18 protein-coding genes are annotated in these 21,919 nt (G+C 35.9%); 15 read left to right on the top strand and 3 right to left on the bottom strand.

Translation table 11 applies throughout. From position 1 onward, the window contains the following. Nucleotides 1-124: 124 nt before the first annotated feature. The 4 genes from QCD85_RS05260 (at nt 125) to QCD85_RS05245 (ending at nt 7,572) form a co-directional block, all read left to right on the top strand. Nucleotides 125-5,803, top strand: a complete 5,679-nt coding sequence (locus tag QCD85_RS05260) for an RHS repeat domain-containing protein (RefSeq protein ID WP_301261858.1) — start codon at nt 125-127, stop codon at nt 5,801-5,803. A 24-nt stretch (nt 5,804-5,827) separates the two neighbouring features. Next, nucleotides 5,828-6,460, top strand: coding sequence for a hypothetical protein (locus QCD85_RS05255; RefSeq protein ID WP_301261857.1), 633 nt, complete (start codon nt 5,828-5,830; stop codon nt 6,458-6,460). A 416-nt stretch (nt 6,461-6,876) separates the two neighbouring features. Further along, nucleotides 6,877-7,164 (top strand): hypothetical protein, encoded by a 288-nt coding sequence (locus QCD85_RS05250; protein WP_301261856.1) that lies wholly within the window; start codon nt 6,877-6,879, stop codon nt 7,162-7,164. A gap of 117 nt (nt 7,165-7,281) precedes the next feature. Continuing rightward, nucleotides 7,282-7,572 carry a hypothetical protein gene (locus QCD85_RS05245; protein ID WP_301261855.1) on the top strand — a complete coding sequence of 97 codons (291 nt, stop codon included), beginning with the start codon at nt 7,282-7,284 and terminating at the stop codon, nt 7,570-7,572. A 99-nt stretch (nt 7,573-7,671) separates the two neighbouring features. Here the strand turns inward: QCD85_RS05245 and QCD85_RS05240 are convergent, their stop codons facing one another. Then, a complete protein-coding gene (locus QCD85_RS05240; RefSeq protein WP_301261854.1) occupies nt 7,672-9,918 on the bottom strand; it encodes a hypothetical protein in 2,247 nt (748 codons plus the stop codon). Nucleotides 9,919-10,104: 186 nt separating this feature from the next. On the opposite strand from QCD85_RS05240, the gene QCD85_RS05235 reads away from it, so the two are divergent. From QCD85_RS05235 to QCD85_RS05220, 4 genes are all read left to right on the top strand, one after another. After that, on the top strand, nt 10,105-10,281 hold the full coding sequence (locus QCD85_RS05235; RefSeq protein WP_069326814.1) for a DUF3934 family protein: 177 nt from the start codon (nt 10,105-10,107) through the stop codon (nt 10,279-10,281). 93 nt (nt 10,282-10,374) lie between these two features. Further along, the gene (locus tag QCD85_RS05230) at nt 10,375-10,830 is read left to right on the top strand and encodes a HEAT repeat domain-containing protein (RefSeq protein ID WP_273614969.1); all 456 of its coding nucleotides are present in this window, start codon (nt 10,375-10,377) and stop codon (nt 10,828-10,830) included. Nucleotides 10,831-10,889: 59 nt separating this feature from the next. Then, a complete protein-coding gene (locus tag QCD85_RS05225; RefSeq protein WP_301261853.1) occupies nt 10,890-11,156 on the top strand; it encodes a NifU N-terminal domain-containing protein in 267 nt (88 codons plus the stop codon). Between the two features lie 196 nt (nt 11,157-11,352). Then, a complete protein-coding gene (locus QCD85_RS05220; RefSeq protein WP_301261852.1) occupies nt 11,353-12,180 on the top strand; it encodes a DUF4261 domain-containing protein in 828 nt (275 codons plus the stop codon). Between the two features lie 220 nt (nt 12,181-12,400). On the opposite strand, the gene QCD85_RS05215 is transcribed toward QCD85_RS05220, so the two are convergent. Continuing rightward, a complete protein-coding gene (locus QCD85_RS05215) occupies nt 12,401-13,318 on the bottom strand; it encodes an AraC family transcriptional regulator (protein WP_274170894.1) in 918 nt (305 codons plus the stop codon). Between the two features lie 128 nt (nt 13,319-13,446). On the opposite strand from QCD85_RS05215, the gene QCD85_RS05210 reads away from it, so the two are divergent. The 4 genes from QCD85_RS05210 to QCD85_RS05195 all read left to right on the top strand — a co-directional run bounded on the left by QCD85_RS05210 (nt 13,447) and on the right by QCD85_RS05195 (nt 17,228). After that, nucleotides 13,447-14,283: a sugar phosphate isomerase/epimerase family protein gene (locus QCD85_RS05210; protein WP_301261851.1), complete on the top strand. Its 837-nt coding sequence runs from the start codon at nt 13,447-13,449 to the stop codon at nt 14,281-14,283. 14 nt (nt 14,284-14,297) lie between these two features. Beyond that, nucleotides 14,298-15,329 carry a Gfo/Idh/MocA family protein gene (locus QCD85_RS05205; RefSeq protein ID WP_301261850.1) on the top strand — a complete coding sequence of 344 codons (1,032 nt, stop codon included), beginning with the start codon at nt 14,298-14,300 and terminating at the stop codon, nt 15,327-15,329. Nucleotides 15,330-15,512: 183 nt separating this feature from the next. Next, nucleotides 15,513-16,697 (top strand): MFS transporter, encoded by a 1,185-nt coding sequence (locus QCD85_RS05200; RefSeq protein WP_273614974.1) that lies wholly within the window; start codon nt 15,513-15,515, stop codon nt 16,695-16,697. 117 nt (nt 16,698-16,814) lie between these two features. Beyond that, nucleotides 16,815-17,228, top strand: coding sequence for a hypothetical protein (locus QCD85_RS05195; protein ID WP_301261849.1), 414 nt, complete (start codon nt 16,815-16,817; stop codon nt 17,226-17,228). A 171-nt stretch (nt 17,229-17,399) separates the two neighbouring features. Here QCD85_RS05195 and QCD85_RS05190 read toward each other — a convergent pair whose 3' ends face one another. Beyond that, the gene (locus QCD85_RS05190; protein WP_441005598.1) at nt 17,400-18,668 is read right to left on the bottom strand and encodes a stalk domain-containing protein; all 1,269 of its coding nucleotides are present in this window, start codon (nt 18,666-18,668) and stop codon (nt 17,400-17,402) included. Between the two features lie 274 nt (nt 18,669-18,942). Between QCD85_RS05190 and QCD85_RS05185 the strand changes: the two genes are divergently transcribed. The 3 genes from QCD85_RS05185 to QCD85_RS05175 all read left to right on the top strand — a co-directional run bounded on the left by QCD85_RS05185 (nt 18,943) and on the right by QCD85_RS05175 (nt 21,807). Then, nucleotides 18,943-19,713: an SDR family NAD(P)-dependent oxidoreductase gene (locus QCD85_RS05185; protein WP_301261848.1), complete on the top strand. Its 771-nt coding sequence runs from the start codon at nt 18,943-18,945 to the stop codon at nt 19,711-19,713. A gap of 514 nt (nt 19,714-20,227) precedes the next feature. Then, nucleotides 20,228-20,908: a DUF2294 domain-containing protein gene (locus tag QCD85_RS05180; protein ID WP_274170888.1), complete on the top strand. Its 681-nt coding sequence runs from the start codon at nt 20,228-20,230 to the stop codon at nt 20,906-20,908. A gap of 221 nt (nt 20,909-21,129) precedes the next feature. Further along, entirely contained in the window at nt 21,130-21,807 is a 678-nt protein-coding gene (locus QCD85_RS05175) for a Na-translocating system protein MpsC family protein (protein ID WP_273614978.1), read from the top strand. Nucleotides 21,808-21,919 lie beyond the last annotated feature (112 nt).

Genomic DNA, 21,919 nt, shown 5'->3' with positions numbered 1-21,919 from the left:
AATCATAATGGAATCAATTTTCTTAATAGCCTCGATATTAATATGTTCTAAAAAAAATATTAAACATTTATTTAAATCTATAAATTAAATTTAACATTGAATTTAAAGGGGATAAAGAAAAGCTATGTATAAACCGTTACGTATGATAACTGCTGTAATCTTAGCAGTTGTTTTTTTGACTTCATCTTTTAGTAATTCATTAACACCTTCTGTATTTGCAGCTACTTCTAGTAATAGAATCTCGGGAAATACACCGAGTTTACCCGGAGTGACAATAATTAAAAATAATTTTAGGGAGCCTGAAATATTACCTTCAAGCCCTATCGATTTAGATAAAGTTATAGCTGATGTATACCAATCTAAAACATCACCCTCTATTATTGGAAAAAGTAAGTTAGGTATTCAATCTTTTACGAATCACGAGAATAAAGAAGCCATTGAAGATGAAAATTGGATTAAGCCGTATGTTGCTAAATCTGCTTTAACAAACAAACAAGTTGAAGAATTAATGTTGTACGGCGCAAATGAAAGAGATATATACGAGTTACATATATTAGCTCAAAAAAAAGCTATTGATCCTTTATCAATTTTGAAGGAGAAGAAATTAAGCAAATTAACATGGAACCAATGGATATTAAATAATGCTGAAAATAATAAATCAGTAACAAAAGATATTTATAATTCAGCTTCTTCTCCATATATTCTTAAACCAAGTCAAGATTTGAAGCCAGGTTCAAATGGAATGAGTTTTAATGTTCATCAAGATACATATATCTCTTCTATTCAGCCACAAGAAATGAGTACAATGGCAGTTGCATCTTCAAATGGAAATGATGATCAAGATCAGCAAAAAGCTGCTTTTTATCGTGGATTGATTGGACAACAGCAAATTAATCAAACCCAAAAAGAACAGTATTCAGATCGTCAAGGAAGTAGTGAGGTCATTGATCCTGTCACTGGTGCTTTAACATTAAAATATAGTGCTCTAAATTATCCGGGTCGCGATGGTTTGGATTTGAATCTTGGATTAATGTATCAATCTAATCAAGCAAGTGTATTTGGAGCTGCTACTGGTAACTTTTACGTATGGCATACTCCAGATGGAGGCTGTCCCGAAATTCCTATTCTAGGGTATGAGTGTCCTGTTCGTATGGAATCTTCAGATGCAGGAAATGACTTGTGGAGAGTACCTAATTATCTACTTGAACGTTACAAATTAGGAATTGGTTGGTCTTATCAATTTCCATCTGTTCAATCAGAAGGAAGTTATCAATATTATCATGATGGTCAGGGAGCAGTCTACCAAATTAGTTTAGACGCTACTACAGGTGCAGAGGCAACTACTCACTTAGTAAATTATCAAGGTCGATTAATGAAGTTTATGAAGGATAATAATGCAAGTTTTAATAATGGTCAATCAACATCAACATCCTATTTAGAACATTCTGATAAAAAACGTGAATATTTTGATGATCGAGGACGTTTGTTAGGTATTGTTGATCGCTTTGGTAATAAAATAACATTTGAATACAATCAGGATGCAAATACCTTTTCACAAATTACTGATACTACTGGACGTAAATTGGTGTTTAACTATCAAGGGACTTTAGGTAGTGATGTTGATACTTCTATTATGATTTCTGTTATTGATCGGAATGGAAATCAAAAGAATAAGCTAGAAATGAAACAACAAAAGCAAACATTTATCTATAAAAAGAAAGAAACTTATAGTGGTTCCACCCTAAATACTTTATCTTACATTAATGATAATGTTTCAGGACAACGTGAATATTTAGAGAATATAGTATTTAATTATAAAAATGCTATTGAGCATTTCAATTATGAAGCAAAAGAGTACGGAACTAAAATGGGATTAAATTCAGATTTTCTATTGCAAACAGTAGATTATCCTCGTTCAAAAACAAATTACGAATACAATTCTGAAACTTTTAGAAATCTTGGTGTTAATGGAATGATTGGAAAATTTCCAGTTATGTCAAGATGGGATGAATATAAGCAACAAAATGGTGGCTCTGGAATAAGACTTAATCAAATGAATTATACACATAATGGTGATTATACGGGATATCCAGATTATCGAGATCCTGATAATTTACCTGAAGAATATCATTATTCTTCTACAGCAACTTCACAAAGCAATACGTCGAGTAATGGGATGAAAGTAATTACAACTTTTAATGGTAAAGGACAACGTCTAACGACAGAAACGATTGCAAGTAATGGAGATATCAAAACTGATTCTGTTCTTGCTTATCATAATGAGTTTAAATTCACTCCATTAAAAGTATCTTCTACTATGAAAGATAACTTTGGTAGTAATACTTTATTTACTGAAAATCAATATGATAATTTGGGAAATGTAGTAGCTACTACTATGCCATTGACTGAGGGACAATTTAATGATGTGAATTTTAAACGTACACATTCTACAACATTTACGTACGAACCTAATTATAATTTACCATCTACTAGGATAACGTATCAACAAGATAATGTGCAGTTGATCGAACGTTATAATTATACAAATGATGGTAGACCACAATCTAAAATAGATTCTAATGATCAAGAGACCACTTATAGTTATACTGGTACATCTGAGCAATCTGGGGCTATTAGTCAGATGATAGAAGAACGTTCTATAAGCAGTGGTATGAGAACTAAAAAAGTGACTGATTATAGTAATGAAACTGGATATTCTTTACCATCCAAAGTAAGCGAATCTTTTCGTTCTTCAACAAATGGTGAAGTGAAGCAAACGGAAAACAGTTATACGTATAATGTTAGTAATGGTTTGATTGCCCAGCAGAAAGATACTGAAGGAAAAACCACCTCTTATACCTATGATGTAATGGATCGCGTAACTAGTATACAATATCCATTAATCACAAATGCTGATGGTGAAATTTATAATATGGAAGATTCATATAAGTATAATAATGCTTTTGTTGAAACTCAAGATGGTAGTCCAGCCATTGCTGCGCAATCTGCTGTGACTTGGCGTAGTTATACTCAGAAATCTACTGGGAAAGAAACAATAATGAATCAAAATATACAATTGTATAATGGTTTCGGTAATGTGGTTGTTCAATATACTATTGATCCACGTAAAGAAAGAACAGTACCACTTGTACAAATGGTTCGTTATATTAACGATGATCAATTACGTCCGGTTCAGCAACAACGTGCAGTATATGAATATGCCAATGGCGGAGCCACTTTACAAGTCGTAAATGTGCCAGTAACAGATATATCTATTACTTATGATCCTTGGGGCGAAACGAAACAAACTAAAGATGCTTTAGGAAATATTACAGAAAATGATAATCAAAATTCACAATATCGTAAATCTCTTTATGTAATGGATGCTAATGGCAATAGAGTTAACGCAGTAGAACAACAAATGGACCAATGGGGAAATTTAGTACTTACTTCTGCATATCAGAATGCCGCAGCCAAAAGTGATCCAATTCAGGAATTTTATACTTATGATATTGCTGGAAATGTATTAACTTATACTGACCCTAAAGGTAATAAGAATAATGAAGGTGTTACAAACAGTTATCGATATGATCGTTTAAACCGACTAAATAGTTTGAAAAATGCAATGAATGAGACTACTAGCTATCAATATGATGGAAACAATCAGCTAATTCACATCAGTCTCAAAAATGATTTAGGAGCATCGACACCAATTATTTATAGCAAAGAATTTAATGAGTCAGCTATGCTTTTAAGTAAAACTGATCCAGCTGACCAAAAAACACAAAATAAGTACGATACATTAGGGAGATTACAATCAAATACAGATCGTAACGGGTCGTTTACTAATTATACGTATGATGAACGTGGTCAAGTCCTTTCATACAAGAAGACAATGACTTCTCCGAAAGCGCAGACGATGGAATACCAATACACATTTGGTAAAGGAAATATTTTAACAGACCAAGCGACTATGCAAACAACAGGATTGCCTAAAATTGGACAGCAAACAACTGTAGATTCTTTAAAGCGTCCAACTCGTTTATATTCGTATACTAGTTCTAATGATTATGTTGGAACAATTAATCTAAAATATAATACATGGGGACAACTAGAAAATAGTCAAACTAATTATCAAGCAGGCACATCTACAATTGGAACACAACAGAACTACTCCTATGATGCAAAACAACAGCTTTCTAGTGTTGTACTAAATGGTACTGCTAAAAATATTAAATATACGTATACACCACAAGGAAAAGTGAAATCAATAGTTTATCCAACCATGACTAATGGTAAAGTTCTCCAAACCAATTATACGTATGATGCATTAAATCGTGTATTGACTACCATTAATAGTTTGGATAGCGTGGAATTATCTGCTTCATTGTATGACTATGATACAAACGGTAATATTGTCAAAGCAACTGAAAGACGTCAAGGAAAATCAGATGTAGTTACAAATTACGATTATGATGGATTAAATCGCTTATCTAGTATCTCTCAAAATGGAAAAATTGTATCAAGTTATACTTATGATTTACGTGGTAACCGTATAACATTAGAAGATACACGCTTAACAGAAGAAAGATTATTAGAAAGTCTTAAAAATATGAATTATAGTTATAACGCGCTTAACAAGTTAGATACAGTAGATCAAAATCAAACATCAACTTCTTTCCGGTATGCGCCTGATGGGTCAAGATATCAGAAACAAGTAATCACTACTGATTCTAAAGGTGTTAAAACTACTACTGCTTATAAATATATTAATGACGATAATAGCAAAGTGATTTTTGAAGCGAAAGGAACAGATTATACAGAATATATTCGTGGTCAAGAAAATCGTGTTCTTTTGAAGAAAAAGCCAGGCAGTAATACATTGAGCTATTATTTGTATAATGGTCATGGTGATGTTATAGGATTATTGTATGATAATGGAACAGTAGCTAATAGTTATGAATATGATGAATTTGGCAATCTAACAACTGAGCAAGAAAAAACATATAATCCGTTTAAATATAGTGGAGAGTATCAAGATGCAGAAACCGGATTATACCATTTGAATACAAGATATTATGATCCAGCCATAGGTCGTTTCTTAAATGAGGATACGTATGAAGGACAAGTGAATAATCCACTTAGTCTAAATAGTTATACTTATGTTCATAATAATCCTTTGCTTTATACAGATCCTAATGGTACTGATGTTTGGTTATTCCATGGTACAAAAGTATTGGGTATGGGTGGTACCAGCGAAACTTGGACTGCTGGGTTTATAAATTATTTAAAAACAGTTTTCCCTGGTGAAGATATACATCTTGCTGACTGGAGTGGCGGGAATAGCGTTGAGGCTCGAGCAGAGGGTGCAGATAAATGGACTAGTAGGATTAAAGAATGGAGAGATATTTCTAGAAATGAAAATAATCCTGTTAGATTAATTGGACATAGTCATGGTGGAAATGTGGCTATAGGAGTAACAAATAATTTATCTAGACTTAAGAAAGGCATTTATGTAACAACATTGATTACTATTGCGACTCCAGTAAGGAAGGAATATCAGTTACAGACAGGTGTAATTCAGCATATTCATGTATACAATAATTATGATTCTATACAAATAAATGGTGGCAATATACGAACAGCCTTTGCGACTAATACAAGAACTTATGAGAATGATTATACCCAGAATGTTGAAGTGAAATATTCTAAAACTGAAAGATCTGGAAGTATTGCAAAACATTCTGCCATGCATTCTAATATTGATGTCTGGAAACAATATATTAGACCTCTTTTAAAATAAAATTTTAAGGATGAGGTGAAATAGTTGAAACTACTATTTAAGAGTATATGGATTTTAGTTTTGATTTTTAATTTTTCTTCTATTTTATGGTTAATTATTGGAGGTACTGCAAATTTTAATCGTTCTATGGATTTAGTAAGTTTTATAACATTATCAGTATATGGAACCTCATCTATTGTTTTATGTATAATTTCTTTAAGAATTTTAATTAAGAAGAGAAAAGTTATTTTTGATATGTCTGTATATGTAATTGGTATAGTATTAATATTTTCACTTTTGTTTTGCTCTTATCAAAATTTTCTTGGAGTAGATACTAGAGGATGGTTATATCCTTATTCTTATAGTGATCCTCTTAAGAAAACACCAGATGGAAGATATGAATATCAATTGATTTTAATTAATACAGGACAATATAATTCGTATGAACAGTTACATTTTAAAAATGTAAAAACTAAAGAAGAAAAGTATATTCCTATTGATATTAATATGAGTGAATCTGATGGAAGAACTGAAGGATCAAACGATTGGAGTTGGACGGTAATTAAATCTACATCCAATTTAAATTATTACGAGTTATCTACAAAAAAAGAATTAGGAATGCCATCAAAAAAATTTTTGATTAATATTTCTGAAGGCACTTCGAAAAGAATCAATTGATTGATAATAAAGATGATCTTTTTAATTAAGGGATCATCTTTATTATATTAACTTTAGAATTAAATCTACTATCTACTTGAGTAAATAGAAATTCGTAAATTGTTAAATCTATTTTGAATGAATGAAAATATAAGGCTATATCTTAAAATTACATATAGGCAAAGAAACTAAAAGCAATTGTGCAAGCAGTATTGATACTGGTTAAGGGATCGATTTTAGTGATGAAGATCCAGAAAACTACTCACTCTAATCAATATATACTTACTAAAAAAAAAATATAAATCCCTAAATATACTTTTATTGTTAATATCTAGCAAGAAAATTCTATCAAATAGTACAAGAGAGCGAAATTAATTATGAGTAAAAATATATGTAATAAATAAACAATTTTTGTTTAATGAATCGGGAAATACACTATGAGACTTTGGTTTAAGTGGTTGTGGGGAGTTGTAGCAGTATTTCATGTAGCATCTGTTGTATTTATGTTTATTCAAGTGAGTCATTATTTCGCACATGGTTTTCCTATTAGTGGAATTCTATTAGCATTGATCATCGCAAGTCCTGCTGTACTTTTGTTAGGAACGACAACAGGTGGATTGTTTCTGAAAAAAGAAGGAGCTAAAGGAGTGACAGGGTATGTGATAGGTAGTTTAGTAATGATAGCTATGTTGTTTTTATCTAAAGCTTATTTTGGATGGACTTGATAAAATAGTTTATCATTCGATGGATATCAAACATGAGACAACTGCTAAAATAAGCAATATGTTTAAAGTAGAATCGTAAATCAATGATATCTATTTCAACGAATAGAGGTATACATAATGATGAAATGGTTTAAAGGAATATGGGCAGTCGTTGCTATTATAAATATAGTATGTTTTGTGGCTATGATTTTAATACATACAGATCATTTTCAACATATACTTTTTCTTGATGGAGTTATTTTAGCTTTTATTGTAGGGATTCCTTCACTTGGGTTGTTGATAATGAGTATAGGTGGCATATTTCTCAAAAAAGAAGGTGCTTCTGGGCTATCCGGTTATATTGCAGGGAGTATTATAATGTTCTTATTATTACTTTTGTCCAGAGCTTATTTTGCTACGTTTAGTTAAAATTATATAAAAACAAAAAACCTTCCCACTCTGCCGATGCAGATAAGAAGGTTTTTTGTTGTGTATGCTCTATTTAGCTCAACTCTAGCTATATTCGATCTACATCGAAGCATACTTTACAATCATCGCTTCGCGTGTCTGTTCATCATAAGCAATCCATAATTCATCATCTACTTCGACACCGTATACAGGTTCGATCGATTGTTCCAATACATACTCTGCATCACCACGCTGAACAGTAATACGTGCAAGTGGACGCTCTCCGGTAGTGCCGTTAAATTCAACAGCGATGACTTTGGCGCTCCCTTGTTTGCCTTGCATCAGACGGAGATCACGCTGGAATTCATGTTGTTTTACAGTAACAGGAAGTTGATTACCGACAGACAATGCTAATTGTGACGGTACAAATTGACTGCTCACTTTCTGAATGCGTTGATTGTTTTGGGATACCAGTACTTCCATGAGCATCAATTGACGCTGATGAATTTGCACAGCAAAAGGTTGAATCGATATAATTTCACCTTGTAAAGTGAGTTCGTCTTTTTTGTTGAGGTCAGTCAATACGCCATAACTGAGTAGACGTGTCATACCTGCAATTTGGATCAGATTGGCTTTGTCCCATAGACGGTATTGGAATCCATTTGGTTGTACTACCGGAACAGAGTAAGTCTGACCATCCAACTCAAAATGTAACAACAAAGCTTGTCCACGATTGACTTGCTCATACGTATCTATTTTTTGCAGGACTGCATTGTACAATACGTGAGATTGAGGTTGCGCCGGAACATCTTCGGTTGTTAAAAAAATAGCAGTCTGCTTACGGCGATCATAGCTAATCATCGCTGAGTCACCTATAGAAGGCATCTGTAAATAAGAAACGACTTTTTTGATATTTACTTTGCGTAATACACCTTCATCTTCAAATTGCACTGTAAATCGTACTTGAGGCTGTTCATTAATAAACGTTCCCGTTTCAGCACGAGCTATAATAGTCGCTTGAGTCACTACTCCTTTTTGGAGCTGTTTGGTTTTGCGTCTACGCAACATGAAGTGAATTACGAACGGAATGACTAACAAAAGAAAAGGGATAATCAACCAGATAATTAAATTGAATACAATCGGCCCGCCTTCCAAAAGATACGCCAGAAATCCTTGCCATGACTTTTGCTTAGCAGGATCACTTGCTTGCCATTGCTCGACTTCAGCGTTGGTGATCTGAGAGATAGAACCATCTTGTGGATTGAACCAACCTGCGGAATTATCGGTCTCTGAATAATACAGTGGTGTAGTTGTATTTTCTTTATAAAAGGTGAAATTATCTTTCGTAATCTGATCGTATGTTTTGTTCGTAAGCAGTGGAGAGATATCTGTAAATTGTTTAGTTTTTTCATTATAGATATAACCGATTAATTTGCCATCTGCTTCATCTTTGGTTGTCGAACCGGTTACCAGTGCTTCCTCATCATTAAGCAACAATATCTGGGCTTGATAGACAGGTTGGGGAGTAGGAAGTAATGCGCCTAATTGATCTGTCGTTTGATTATAAAAACGTACTTGCTTTGGATAATCGTTTTCTACTTGTAACAAACGGGTAGGGTCTGCTTGGAAATGTTGTACAAATTGTTGCTCAGCTTGCTCTTCTGCTTCATAGCCAACTAAATCAGCCTGAGGAACATATACAGCAGGGCGATGTTGCTTATCCAAAATGCCACTGATATAAGCAGAACGCCCATCTTTCAGCGTAGCCACCAGCATCGGAATCGCTACATCACTTTCAAAGCTATTATGAGTGTTATCTATATTCGTCGGTCTAGCAGGTAAGACAGAACTGTCACTTAGGTCTATCGAGTGCAGTTGTCCATTCTGTATTTCTGAGAGCCCTGCTTTACTCTGCTTTGTCCAACCATCATTGACCAATACAAGACGGTTGCGCCACATATATGTACTGTTTCTCAAATAATCATCGATAATAATCGAATGATTGCTGAGTTCTTTACTATTGCCTGTTGCATCGATCGCATGGACAGATAACCTATCATTATCATCTTTTGTTGCAACAATCAATTGCTTATTCTGATAAGCGGCAGCGATGTCTTTGAATATATTGGAGGCAAGAGGAATATCATTTTCCAGTTGATGATTGCTGGTATTATAGATCATCCCTTGCAGACCTTGTTCGCCATCCGCAATACTGATTAATTTTTGACCTTTATCCAAATAAAAGACGTTATGTACAGCAGCCGGATTGTTTCGTGCTTCTTCTATTCCACCCGCATAATCATTCCACGCAATAATGCTGATCACGACTAAAGGAATTAAATAAATCAACAAACCTATTTTTCGCATTACTTTATATCTCCTATCCGTAGCCTGTAATATCGACCTCAACATATCAATATCCAATTTAACATAAGTAACTATTGTTTTTCCAGTTGGTGATATGTGGCAGGGTTTGTTACAATAGACTAAAGAAGCATAGGGATGTCTGTATGCACAGGCAGATTTATGTATTACATCTAACGGAGTGATATTTTGGCTAATGCAAAAAGCAAAGGTGGAACAGGTCGCGGGACGGGGAAAAAAGGTTGGAATCGCTGGCAAGCTAGCGCTAAAAAAACCAAAAGTGCACCTAAACCTTATGCAACCAGAGCAGACAAAGACAAAAAAGGCAATTCCAAGTCTACACCTACCACTAAAAGTACAGATTAACTGTTATTTTCAGCGAAATGTCTTTCAATCGCTATAGAAGCTGAATTATAATAAAGAGTAACGGGATTTGAAAATAGAAGGGGATTGAATGTTTTGACAGAAGAATCACAGTTCGAAAGTACGTCATTTGAATTACCAGAAAATTATGAAGAATTAAAAAAAGCGGCTCACCGCAAATCCAATTGGCAGGAGCGTCTAAACGCTGTCAATGAATTAGGACAATACAACCATCAGCCGATTATTGATCTGCTTACGCATATGATGAATAATGATCCAGTATACGCTGTTCAAGATGCAGCCTACAAGCAATTGCGAGGTCTGGGACAAGATGTGCAACAACCATCCAAAACCAAGCCTGAATTGTTCAAAGGATTAACTAAAACATTAATTCGTATCAAAAAGAGCTTGCCGAAAGACCATAGCTTTGAAGATTTCAAAGTGAAATTGCACAAAATGCGTGCGGATATCTATAACACGTATGAAGGCGAAAAAGGCGAAGAGTTCGACAACTGGTTAAAAGCAAAATGGGAATCTTACGATACCAAGTAAGATCATCCGATCAGCACTAACATCTACTCCCTAATCCAACTATCAGGAGGAATTACCCTATGGCTATCGAAATGAGTATCCAGAACACACCTAACCCGAACGCGGTCAAAATCAATGCCAATCAACATATTTTTGAAGGTCCAGCTAGTACTTCGCTTAAAGCAGGAGATAGCACAGACCATCCATTAGCAAACGCATTGATCAGTATCGACGGTGTTGATAATATTTTTGGGATGCGTGATTTTGTAACGATAAGTAAATTACCTGATGCAAGCTGGGATGATATTATTCCACAAGTAGAAGCAGCTTTTGAGAACGCTGAATAATTGTAGCTTATAAAATGGATTGAAGTGTTACCCGAAAAGAAGAGCAAAGTGCTCTTCTTTTTTTTATATTACAGACCGTCAGCGAATATCAAATTAAGGAATACAAGTGAATGTTACTCATATTCCTGCTACAATATGCACAGGTTTATTTTTACAAATCATTATAATTATACGATCAATGAAGGAGAATGATATCATGGGGATTTTTGATAAATTTCGTAAACCTAAAGAAGAATCAACTTCAACGTCAGCATACGATCATATTGTTCCTATGCCAACAGCCATACCTGATCAACAAGAAGTACCGATGGTACTCGGGTTTGCATTACTAAGCAGTGAGACCTGTGATTGGTCATCATTTATTGATAATCTACATAAAGATGCTGAAATTACGATTGAAAATCAACCTAATGAAGAAAATATCTTATTTGAAGTAGAAGGAATGCAGGTGGTGGTCGCTCATATGCCTGCACCGATACCTAACCGTGAAGTGGAAGAATGCTGTAAATATAATTTGTTGTGGCCAGAAGCAGAGCAAGTGGTAGCTACTCATCGTTCTCATGTTATTGTCAGTGTATCCGGTGCACCTAATCCAATTGCAGGGCATTTGTTATTTACACAAGTAGTCAGTAGCATGATGCAGCTCAACGAAGCATTAGCTTTTCATATGGCTCCGATGGTCGTATCTGCTGAAAGTTATGTAGAAAGTGCACAAATGCTCAAAGAAGGAGAACTACCTGTACAATTATGGGTATTTATCGGATTGTATCAAAATGAACAAGGTCGTTGTTCTTATACAAGAGGGCTTGAACGTTTTGGCAAATACGAGATCGAAGTGATTCATTCCGAACATTCGTTAAGTGAGGTATTTGAATTTACGATGATGGTGGTCGACTATGTTATTAGTTATAATGTCTCATTAGAACAAGGCGAGACAATAGGTTTCTCAGAAGAGCAACGCCTATCGCTGACTGTATCTCAAGGAATAGCTGTAGAGAATGATAGCATTAAGGTTGGTTATTGATATAAATCATTACAGACATAAACTCATAGATACACTATTGTATAGAAGCAGTATAACGATGCCGCTCTTATAATAGGTATAAGTATGATGTAAGACAACGACTATCTTAGTAGATAGTCGTTTTTTTATTTGCTTCTATTTAGAAGAAGGCAACTAGAGTGTATTAATCGATCCAACTGTACATAGCATAAGATACGAATAAGGATTATAGGATTGCGCATTACAAGATACGCGATAGCTTACGATAAGCACGCGGAGGAATGCCTTCACTTTTACGGAAAATACGGCTGAAATAATGGATATCGGCATAACCTACTTGTCGTCCAATTTCTTCAATCGATGCGTCTGTCTCTTGTAATAATCGCCTTGCTTCACGATGACGGAGCATTTGAATATATTCGCCCGGAGGCATACCTGCCATCTTTTTAAATACTTTGATCATATGATCTTCATTCATATTGAGTTCTTCAGCTAATAGACGATTATTCCAATGATTCTCGGGATGCTGTTCGATCGTATTCATCATTTCCAAAATACGATCTCCATGCACAGGTTGGTTGGTGTGATGGTACGATTTTTGAGAGCGTAGCAGTAGACCTAGAATCTGTAACAAGATTGCTTTGCAGATAAGTAAATAACCTGGAGAACGCATCGTAAATTCATGCACCAGTTGTTCGATTAATTGTACACATGATGGAGTAGGGATATATAACCAACGGGTAGATAAAGGAGCAAATCCTTCTGCTATCGCTTCAGTAGCAAATTTACTTTCGGTAATTTTGTGTGGATGTACGATTAAATCTTCTTCACGCACAATATGAAGCTCATGGAAAAAGTCAAAGTGAATCCCTATAAATTGTGCACTAGGGGTAGAAGTGACTTCATTGCGGTGATATACCCCTGCTGGAATAAACAATAAATGCCCTGTCGGAATCACAATACGTTGCTCTGCTACATGAGTTACAGCTTCTCCTTTGCGTACATATAACAGTTCAAAGTCATAAATCATTCGTTTGTTCAATGTACCTGTAGGTAACTTCTGATACTGTGCGTAATGAATATTAGGAGACCATTGTTCTATAGGAGCAAGACGTTGCTTGCGATACTTTTCTAAAGAAAATAAACCGGAATTGTCCAAAAAAATCTCTCCTTTTCCTAAATCTATTTCATTTTATTGCTGATAGAATAACGTTAATTAAGCGATAGATCAATCTATTTATCACTTTGAAATGTTATACGGAATCTATATCTATAGGAGGCGGTTTTGTGAAAAAAGGAATTAATATCTGGTCATTTGCAGACAACTATAGTATCGCAGAATGTGCCAGTATCGCAAGTGATGCCGGATTTGCTGGAATCGAATTATCGTTACAAGCAGAAGGTGAACTGGCATTAGACAGTTCTGAATCAGAGCTGATTGCAATTCGTAACACTGTTATCGATCAAGGATTAGAGATTAGTGGATTAGCTACAGGGCTATACTGGGAATATTCGATGACCAGTGACGATCAGAAGATCCGTCAGCATGCGATCGATATCTGCCGTAAACAATTAGAAGTAGCCGCCGCACTAGAAGTGGATGCGATTCTAGTGATTCCCGGAGGTGTCGGTGTCGATTTTATCCCTGATTACCCTGTCGTTGCTTATGATCTTGCATATGAACGCGCCTTAGAAGCGATAAGCCAATTATCTACAGAAGCGCAATCAGTTGGTGTGCATATCGGAATCGAAAATGTATGGAATAAGTTTTTACTTTCACCTCTTGAAATGAAATCTTTTTTAGATGATATCCACTCAGCGTATGTCGGTGCTTATTTTGACGTGGGTAATGTAGTCTACTCCGGTTATCCCGAGCATTGGATTCGTATTTTAGGAGAGCGAATCAAAAAAGTACATTTTAAAGATTATCGCCGTGAGGTAGGTGGGCTAGCAGGTTTTGTAGATTTGTTAGCAGGTGATGTGAATTATCCGGCTGTTGTTAATGCTCTGCGCGAGATTGGCTATACCAACTATGTCACTGCGGAGATGATTCCAGCTTACAAATACTATTCGAATCAGTTAATTTATAACACGTCGCATGCTATGGATAGTATTTTGGGATAAGGGAGGCATCTACAATGGTAAAAGTAGGATTAGTGGGATTTGGATTTATGGGGCATATGCATTTAGAAAATTATATTCGTCTGGCAAAAGAAGGATTAGATGTGCAATTAGTAGCGATCTGTGATGTGCGAATTGAAGAGTTACAGCATACAAGAGTAACCGGAAATATAGCGACAGATACAGATACTACCGAAATTGATCTATCTGCGTATCATTTGTACGACAATCTGGAAACGATGCTGTTGCACGAGCAGTTAGACGTTATCGATCTTACATTACCAACATACTTACATGCTCCTATCGCTTGTGATCTGCTCTCTCGTGGATATAATGTGTTTTGTGAAAAGCCGATGGCTATAAGCGCATCTGCCGGGCAACAGATGGTGGAAGCGGCACAAGCTCACCAAAAGCAGTTGATGATCGGGCAATGTCTACGCTTCTGGCCAGCATATGAATATTTGCGAGAAATAGTGATGAATCAGACATTGGGTCAGGTGATCAGCGGTTCTTTTTTTCGCGGTGGAGAGACGCCTAAAGGTTGGTTTGTCCAAAAAGAGCGCAGTGGTGGAGCGATGCTTGATATGCATATTCATGATGTCGATATTATTCAATGGATATTCGGTGTACCCGAAGCGGTGTCTTCGTTAGCACGTAATGTTGTACCGGGTAGTGGGTATGATATTGTATCGACTAATTATATATATCCAGATGGCAAAGTGATCAATGCTCAAGCAGATTGGACACTACAAGGGGATTATGGATTTGCGATGACGTATCGTGTGAATTTGGAACACGGTAATCTTGTATTTGAGCAAGGGAGTGTACAGGTGAATCCTAATGATAGCGAAGGATATACCGCTCCATTATCATCAGATATGGGATATTATCGTCAGTTACGTTATTTTGTAGAACGATTGTTAGATGGTCAACCGATGTCGCAAGCTACACCTGAAAGTACACTGATATCGGTACAACTGGTGGAAGCGGAAATATTATCTGCTGATCGCGCAGGTGAAAAAGTAAATGTTCCTGTAACCACCATCTAATTCAGCAATAACTTGAATAGCTTCATCATATATAGATAGGTCAGAACTATATTTAGATCACTTTGTCGATAAAGTGATCGGAATATAGTTTTTTTATTTGCAGGTATATACCAAATTTTGAATATCATAATTTGAATTGTAGTGTATAATCATAAAGCCCAAATGAATATAAAGGAGTCGTGTATGAATACAGAACAGTCACAGCCATTTGTTCTACGCCAGAGTCTACTGTGGATCATGGCGATTGCTTCAGGGTTAGCTGTTGCTAACTTATATTATAATCAGCCACTGCTTGCAGATATGGCGACTTCCTTCGGAATTAGTCGTGATAAAGCAGGGTATATTTCTACTTTTACACAGATTGGATATGCACTTGGCATGTTGTTATTTGTCCCATTGGGAGATATTAGAGAGCGACGTAAGCTGATCTCAACACTGCTTATTTTGGTTACGATTTCGCTATTAGGTGCGGCGGCTTCCACTCATATTGTTTGGATGTATATTGCCAGTTTTGCGATAGGACTGACAACGGTAGTTCCACAGATTTTAGTTCCTTTTTCCGCGCAATTGGCTACACCGGAACAGCGGGGCAAAGTGATCGGTACAGTCATGAGTGGATTGTTATTCGGTATTTTGCTCGCTCGAACGATCTCAGGATTGATCGGCGGGACATGGGGTTGGCGCTGGATGTACGGGATAGCGGCGATAATGATGTTTGTCTTATTTCTAGTGTTACGACGCAAATTACCACATGTAGAACCGTTGATGAAATCAACATACTCTGAGTTGTTAATATCTATTGGTGGATTGATCCGGCAGTATGCGGTGTTGCGTGAAGGGGCATTGATCGGAGCGCTCAATTTTGCTTCCTTTAGTGTATTCTGGACATCGCTTAGCTTCTATCTAGAAGGAGAACCTTATCATTATAGTAGCCAGATTGCAGGGCTGTTCGGATTGGTTGGTGTCGTCGGTGCATTAGGTGCTCCTATTGTTGGACGCATTGCGGATCGAATACAACCCAAATGGATTATCGGCGCGATGATTGTGGTGACATTGATTTCATTTGCCTTTTTCGGCTGGTTAGGGGGTACATTGATCGGTCTGATGATCGGAATCGTATTATTGGATCTAGGCGTACAAGGAGCCCAAGTCTCCAATCAGGCTCGAATCTATGCGCTCAATGATAGTGCTCGCAGTCGCCTGAATACGGTACTGATGGTCAGTACATTTGTAGGTGGAGCGATCGGTTCTTCGGTGAGTAGCTATATGTGGAAAATCGGCGGTTGGAGTGCTGTGAGTCTATCCGGTGGAGTCTTTATGCTGTTATCGCTGATCGTCTGGAGTATCGCTAGATGGAGAAAACAATAACAAGATAAAAACAAAGAAGCAGTATCGTTTCCTTATGGATCGATCTGCTTCTTTGATTTGGAACTTTTAGGAAATTATTTCGTTAGTATAAATAATGAATCAAAGGAGGATATGCATTTGAACAGAAAAAAGTTAATATTATGGGTCATTATAGGAATCATACTGATTGCAGTTATTGGCTATCTTTATAAAGTTGTTCCTAATTTGTTATCTTCTAACACACCCTCTGCGGAACAGCAATTTTATAAAGGAAAGATAGTTAGCATTAACAAAGAAAATTCTTCTATTGATGGAGAAAAAGTTCTTTATTCTATACAACTTGATAATGATCAAATCATTGCAGTCACTAAAAATTCGCATTTCTTTAAAATAACTAATAATTTTAATGCTGATCCTTCTCTTAAATTTACTCAATTGCGCGAAGAAATAAATATTAGTGAATTGAAAAAAGCAAGTGAAGTTGAAATATGGGCAAGACAGGCGAATACACATTTGTTAGAAATATACGATTTGACAGAGGTACCGGATTAAACATTATTGTTTTAGAGTTTGTATGATAAAAAATAGAATTATTGTATATGAATTTACTAGATTTAAAAATTAGAATGCTAGAAAAAGAGATTTTGATGTAACACATACATAAAAAAGCTCTCTCCCACATCAATAGGAAAGAGCTTTTTTTCATTATATTTACTTGTTAGCTTATTTAAATTCAACAGACTCGTGCATACTATTCCATGCGGCTTGGCCTACAATACCGAGTCTCCAGATTGAGATGCCTTTTAGATCGTAGCGCTTCGCTAGACCGATTTTGGAATTGATGGAATCTGCATTTTCACTACCTAATGAGATACCTAGAATAAGTTTGTTTTTATTGATCTGTTTTAATGCTAAAGTGATTGCTTCATCGACTTTGGCAAGCGGTTCAGGGCTTTTCTCTTTATCATATGCATACGCCATAATAATAATATCGTCTGCTAGCGTGCCTAATGTGCGATAATCGTAACCTTGATACGAGCTGTTAAGCGGGTGGAGCACTACAGTTAATTTAAGATTTTTTTGATGAGCTTGAGTGGCTATATTTTGGATAAATGCATTATAGTCTTTTTGCGCTTGAAGCTTGTCTCCAGTTAATCCTAATCCTTCAAAATCAAGTACTATTCCTTTAAATCCTTTTTGAGTAGCTGTATCGACAATACCTTTGATCGTTTGTTGTTGTAATGTTGGATTTTCCAAATTCTTAGTTAATTCTCCATGTCCATCAACAGCATAGACCATGAGATAAGGAGAAGTGCCTTGTGTAGCGGTATTCTGAATAATCGATTCCGGTGTATCGGCTCCAGCAGATTGAGGCCAGCGATATTCTTTGCCTGTATCCGCAATCGTGAATTTACCATTTAGATCAATTCGACTCCAACCAAATGCCATCGTATCAAAATCAGGAATCATCGCACGCTCATCATACGAAGATAAAGCGTAAAATCCCATCGTGTATAAATCTTCTTGTGGTGAAGTGATCGAGACTGTTTTGGAAGCTTGATCCCATTTCACACCTGCTCCAAATTGCTGACTGAAAAAGCTAAGCGGAATCATCGTATTGTTGCTAATCGTCTGTGGTGCCAGAGCCAATGTAACGTTTTTGCTATCGACTGTTGCTTGGGTACTTCCCATAGTTAAAATTACTTTTTTGGTAGTTGAAGCTTCTTTTTTAGTAGCTGTAATCGTTTTGGAAGTTTGGTTCCATTGAACATCAATACCAAGTGCTTCAGAGATAGCACGGAACGGAACCATCGTTGTTCCTTTAATAGCTACAGGTTGAACTGGAAAAGGCAAAGCATATCCATCTAACATAATACTCACTCCACCACTGGTAGCAGCTTGAGCAACTGAAGATGTCCAAGATAAAGCAGGTGTAACCAGACTACCCATCAACAAAGTACTACATAAAGTTAGTTTGACGATCGTTTTCAACTATATTCCTCCTAGTATATATCGCTATGTATACAAATGATTCCAATCTACGCGTAACCTGTATTCACCTCATTACCTTGTATTCAGTATCTTTATAACTTTAGTTATTTTACCAAATAAAGTAATTATATACTATATTTTTTGCTACATTACAGATTGCATTTGGACTTGTTACTATTTTTATACTATAATTTTGTCAAATCTATATCATATTTGAATATTCTTACTCTCTATTATCTATATCGATCCACACAACAATAGATGGAGGCATCTTATGATTGCTATTGATTTGAATGGTAAAACAGCCTTAGTCACAGGAGCTACAGGTCAGCTAGGAAGAGTAATGGCACGTACACTGGCTCAGAGTGGTGCTGATGTGATACTTCACTATTTTCGTAATCAGGAACAAGCTCTTGTATTGCAACAAGAACTAGGGCAATTAGGACGTTCTGTGTTTATTATTCAGGCGGATATAGGGCAATTAGCAGATGTGATAGAAATGCGTGATACATTATCGACAAATTTCAAGATGCCTGATATTGTTGTAGGTAATGCTGTTTCTCAATATGAGTGGACATCTATATTGGAACAGAATATGCAGGATTATGTAGATCAATTTCAGACTACTGTTCTTCAGGCTGTTCATCTATCCAAAGTATTTGTTCCTCATATGATCCAGCAACAATATGGAAGAATGATAGGAATCAATACCGAATGTGCGATGCAAAATGAACCTACACAATCCGCTTATGTCGCTGGTAAACGTGGAATGGATGGAATTTATCGTATTCTGGCAAAAGAAATAGGGGAACACCAGATTACAGTGAATCAAGTTGTACCCGGTTGGACATTAAGTGAGCGTGATCTAGGAATAGACAGCTCTGATCGACAAGATAGTGCCTATATTCAGCATGTCCCTTTGCAACGCAGAGGAACAGATCAGGAAATTGCTAATGTAGTCGCTTTTTTGGCTTCTGATCTTGCTAGTTATATTACAGGAGCGTATATTCCAGTAACCGGGGGAAATGTGATGCCTGCTATTTAAATAGTATGCTGAGCATCTGTTGATAATATATACATCTAGAGTAACTCTATTTTTCGAAAGGGTATAACCGTATTGCTTGAGAAAAATAGTGAGATATGATAAAAATAATACACAAACAAGCACATTAAATGATGAACAACTGACTCCGAAAATACGCATCTAAGATCAATGGTTTAATAAGCTGGTTATAGATATTAGTGTCGATTAGAATGTGGGTCTTGATCATCGTTTACTTATATTTACTGAGTATGACTAGATATAAATAAGAATGATCGGTAATGATTCAGACATGATAATGCGCTGTAATTAGGCCGAAGAACGGGTAGAGATACCTTTTCTTCGGTCTATTTTTATTTAGGTTGATTGCATGTATAAACAAAGATTGTATGGTTAAAATGATGTCTTTTATATTGAATGTCCATGATGTGTTATAGCTTTGAAAAACGATATAAACGAAGCATCAATGTACCGAATCTAGTGAATAGATTGGGATATTATACTGGGAGTGTAGTCATTGAATCGTAAAAAAATAATTAACCAAGCAACGAGTTATACTACAAAATTATTAAGAAATCGCTTTGGTAAGGGACCTGAAGCGGTATCGATTTATTTATGTGAACAATGTATTGTTCTACATCTCAAAAATTTTTTGAGTCCAGTCGAGAAATTTTTACTCAGTCAAGAAAAAGAACAAGCTTTTCGATATACACGTGAACTAATTATGAAATCGATGTTGCCTGAACTTAGAAATTTTCTCACGCAACAATTAGATTTGAAAGTGGTTGACCTTTATTATGATTGGGGGATGTATAATGCTTCAGGTGTGATCGTGGGATTACTCGATTATGACCTTTATAGCCATTCCGAAGATTATAAAGGGAAAGAGCAGTTACATGAGTATATTATGAAAGCCACTACCGAATTGCAAAAACCACCTACATGGATCGACTCCTGGTGGATCAATTCCAAAACGTTATTTATTCTTCGTAAAGGGACAACAATTCTGCTTGAAAAAGAATTGATCAGTATGGGGTATGAACATATGCTGCGAATGACCAAAGGAAAGATCGAAAAAGCGCTTTTGGAACAAGAAACGAATCTGGAACCCCTTTTCAACAAAAAGATCGCTGATCTTTATGTAGATTGGAGTTTTGAGAACGATCATAGTATGATTATGTACACTTTCGAAGAATAACGAAATAAGGTAGTTGTTCAGAACGTAAAATGATATAATACCCTAGCGAGGTCATTGTTAATCTTTTTTTTACGATTTTATTTGGTATCGTTATAACTATATAAATGAAATAAAAATATAATCATTACAGAATATGCACATTTGAGTTTATTGTATTGTAATCTTTACGCTCCATGTGAATAATAAAGCAAAATGGAGTATATTCGTATGGAGGCAGAGTTATGCAGTACAATGAATCAGTGAGTCAAGCAACCAGTTTTGTTAATAAAATGCTAAGAAAGCGTTTTGGTAAAGGCCCAGAATCGGTACATATTGTTCTATCCGATCGGTGCATTTTGATTCATCTGCGGAATTTCTTGAGTCCTGTAGAAGAATTTCTATTGAGCCAGGAAGAAGAACAAGCTTTTCGTTATACTCGCGAATTGATTATGAAATCGATGTTACCTGAACTGAGAGTGTTTTTAAATGAACACCTGAATTTAGAGGTAACCGATATGTACTATGATTGGGGTAGACACAATTCTTCCGGCGTAATCGCTGGCTTGTTCGGTTCTAGCTGGATGGAGACAGAAGATTATGAAGGAAAAAATGAGATTCATCGTCAAGTGATGAAGGTCACCGCTGAAGTTCAAAAAACGCCTGCTTTTATCGACTCCTGGTGGGTTCATCCAAGATTGTTAATCATCTTTCGAAAGGGTATAACCATACTCCTTGAAAAAGAATTAATAGATTTGGGTTATGAGAATATATTGAAATCGACAAAACGTAAATTAGAAAAACGGCTGTTGGAACAGCATGTGGATCTAGAAGAAATTCTTCAAAAAAAATTAGTCGATTTGTATGCTGATTGGAATTTTGAACGTGATCAGAGTATGGTTGTGTACGTGTTTGAAGAATAACCATTCTCCACTATATAAGTATACGGTCATAATACAGACATTATATATGCGCTGAGATTAAGCCGAAAAAAAGGTAGTTCTACCTTTTTTTCGGCTTTTTCTTTTTTCGGAA

The sequence above is a fragment of the Paenibacillus sp. PsM32 genome, from assembly GCF_030433815.1.
Taxonomy (GTDB): domain Bacteria; phylum Bacillota; class Bacilli; order Paenibacillales; family Paenibacillaceae; genus Saccharibacillus; species Saccharibacillus kyungheensis.
The sequence above is the reverse complement of the archived record's forward strand: the minus strand, read 5'-3'. Positions and strand labels throughout refer to the sequence as shown.

What these genes read in the sequence shown, in the direction of transcription:
- QCD85_RS05260 (WP_301261858.1), top strand. Translation starts at nt 125, where the DNA reads ATGTATAAACCGTTACGTATGATAACTGCTGTAATCTTAGCAGTTGTT.
- QCD85_RS05185 (WP_301261848.1), top strand. Translation starts at nt 18,943, where the DNA reads ATGATTGCTATTGATTTGAATGGTAAAACAGCCTTAGTCACAGGAGCT.
- QCD85_RS05250 (WP_301261856.1), top strand. Translation starts at nt 6,877, where the DNA reads ATGAGACTTTGGTTTAAGTGGTTGTGGGGAGTTGTAGCAGTATTTCAT.
- QCD85_RS05240 (WP_301261854.1), bottom strand. Translation starts at nt 9,918, where the DNA reads ATGCGAAAAATAGGTTTGTTGATTTATTTAATTCCTTTAGTCGTGATC.
- QCD85_RS05220 (WP_301261852.1), top strand. Translation starts at nt 11,353, where the DNA reads ATGGGGATTTTTGATAAATTTCGTAAACCTAAAGAAGAATCAACTTCA.
- QCD85_RS05245 (WP_301261855.1), top strand. Translation starts at nt 7,282, where the DNA reads ATGATGAAATGGTTTAAAGGAATATGGGCAGTCGTTGCTATTATAAAT.
- QCD85_RS05200 (WP_273614974.1), top strand. Translation starts at nt 15,513, where the DNA reads ATGAATACAGAACAGTCACAGCCATTTGTTCTACGCCAGAGTCTACTG.
- QCD85_RS05175 (WP_273614978.1), top strand. Translation starts at nt 21,130, where the DNA reads ATGCAGTACAATGAATCAGTGAGTCAAGCAACCAGTTTTGTTAATAAA.
- QCD85_RS05205 (WP_301261850.1), top strand. Translation starts at nt 14,298, where the DNA reads ATGGTAAAAGTAGGATTAGTGGGATTTGGATTTATGGGGCATATGCAT.
- QCD85_RS05225 (WP_301261853.1), top strand. Translation starts at nt 10,890, where the DNA reads ATGGCTATCGAAATGAGTATCCAGAACACACCTAACCCGAACGCGGTC.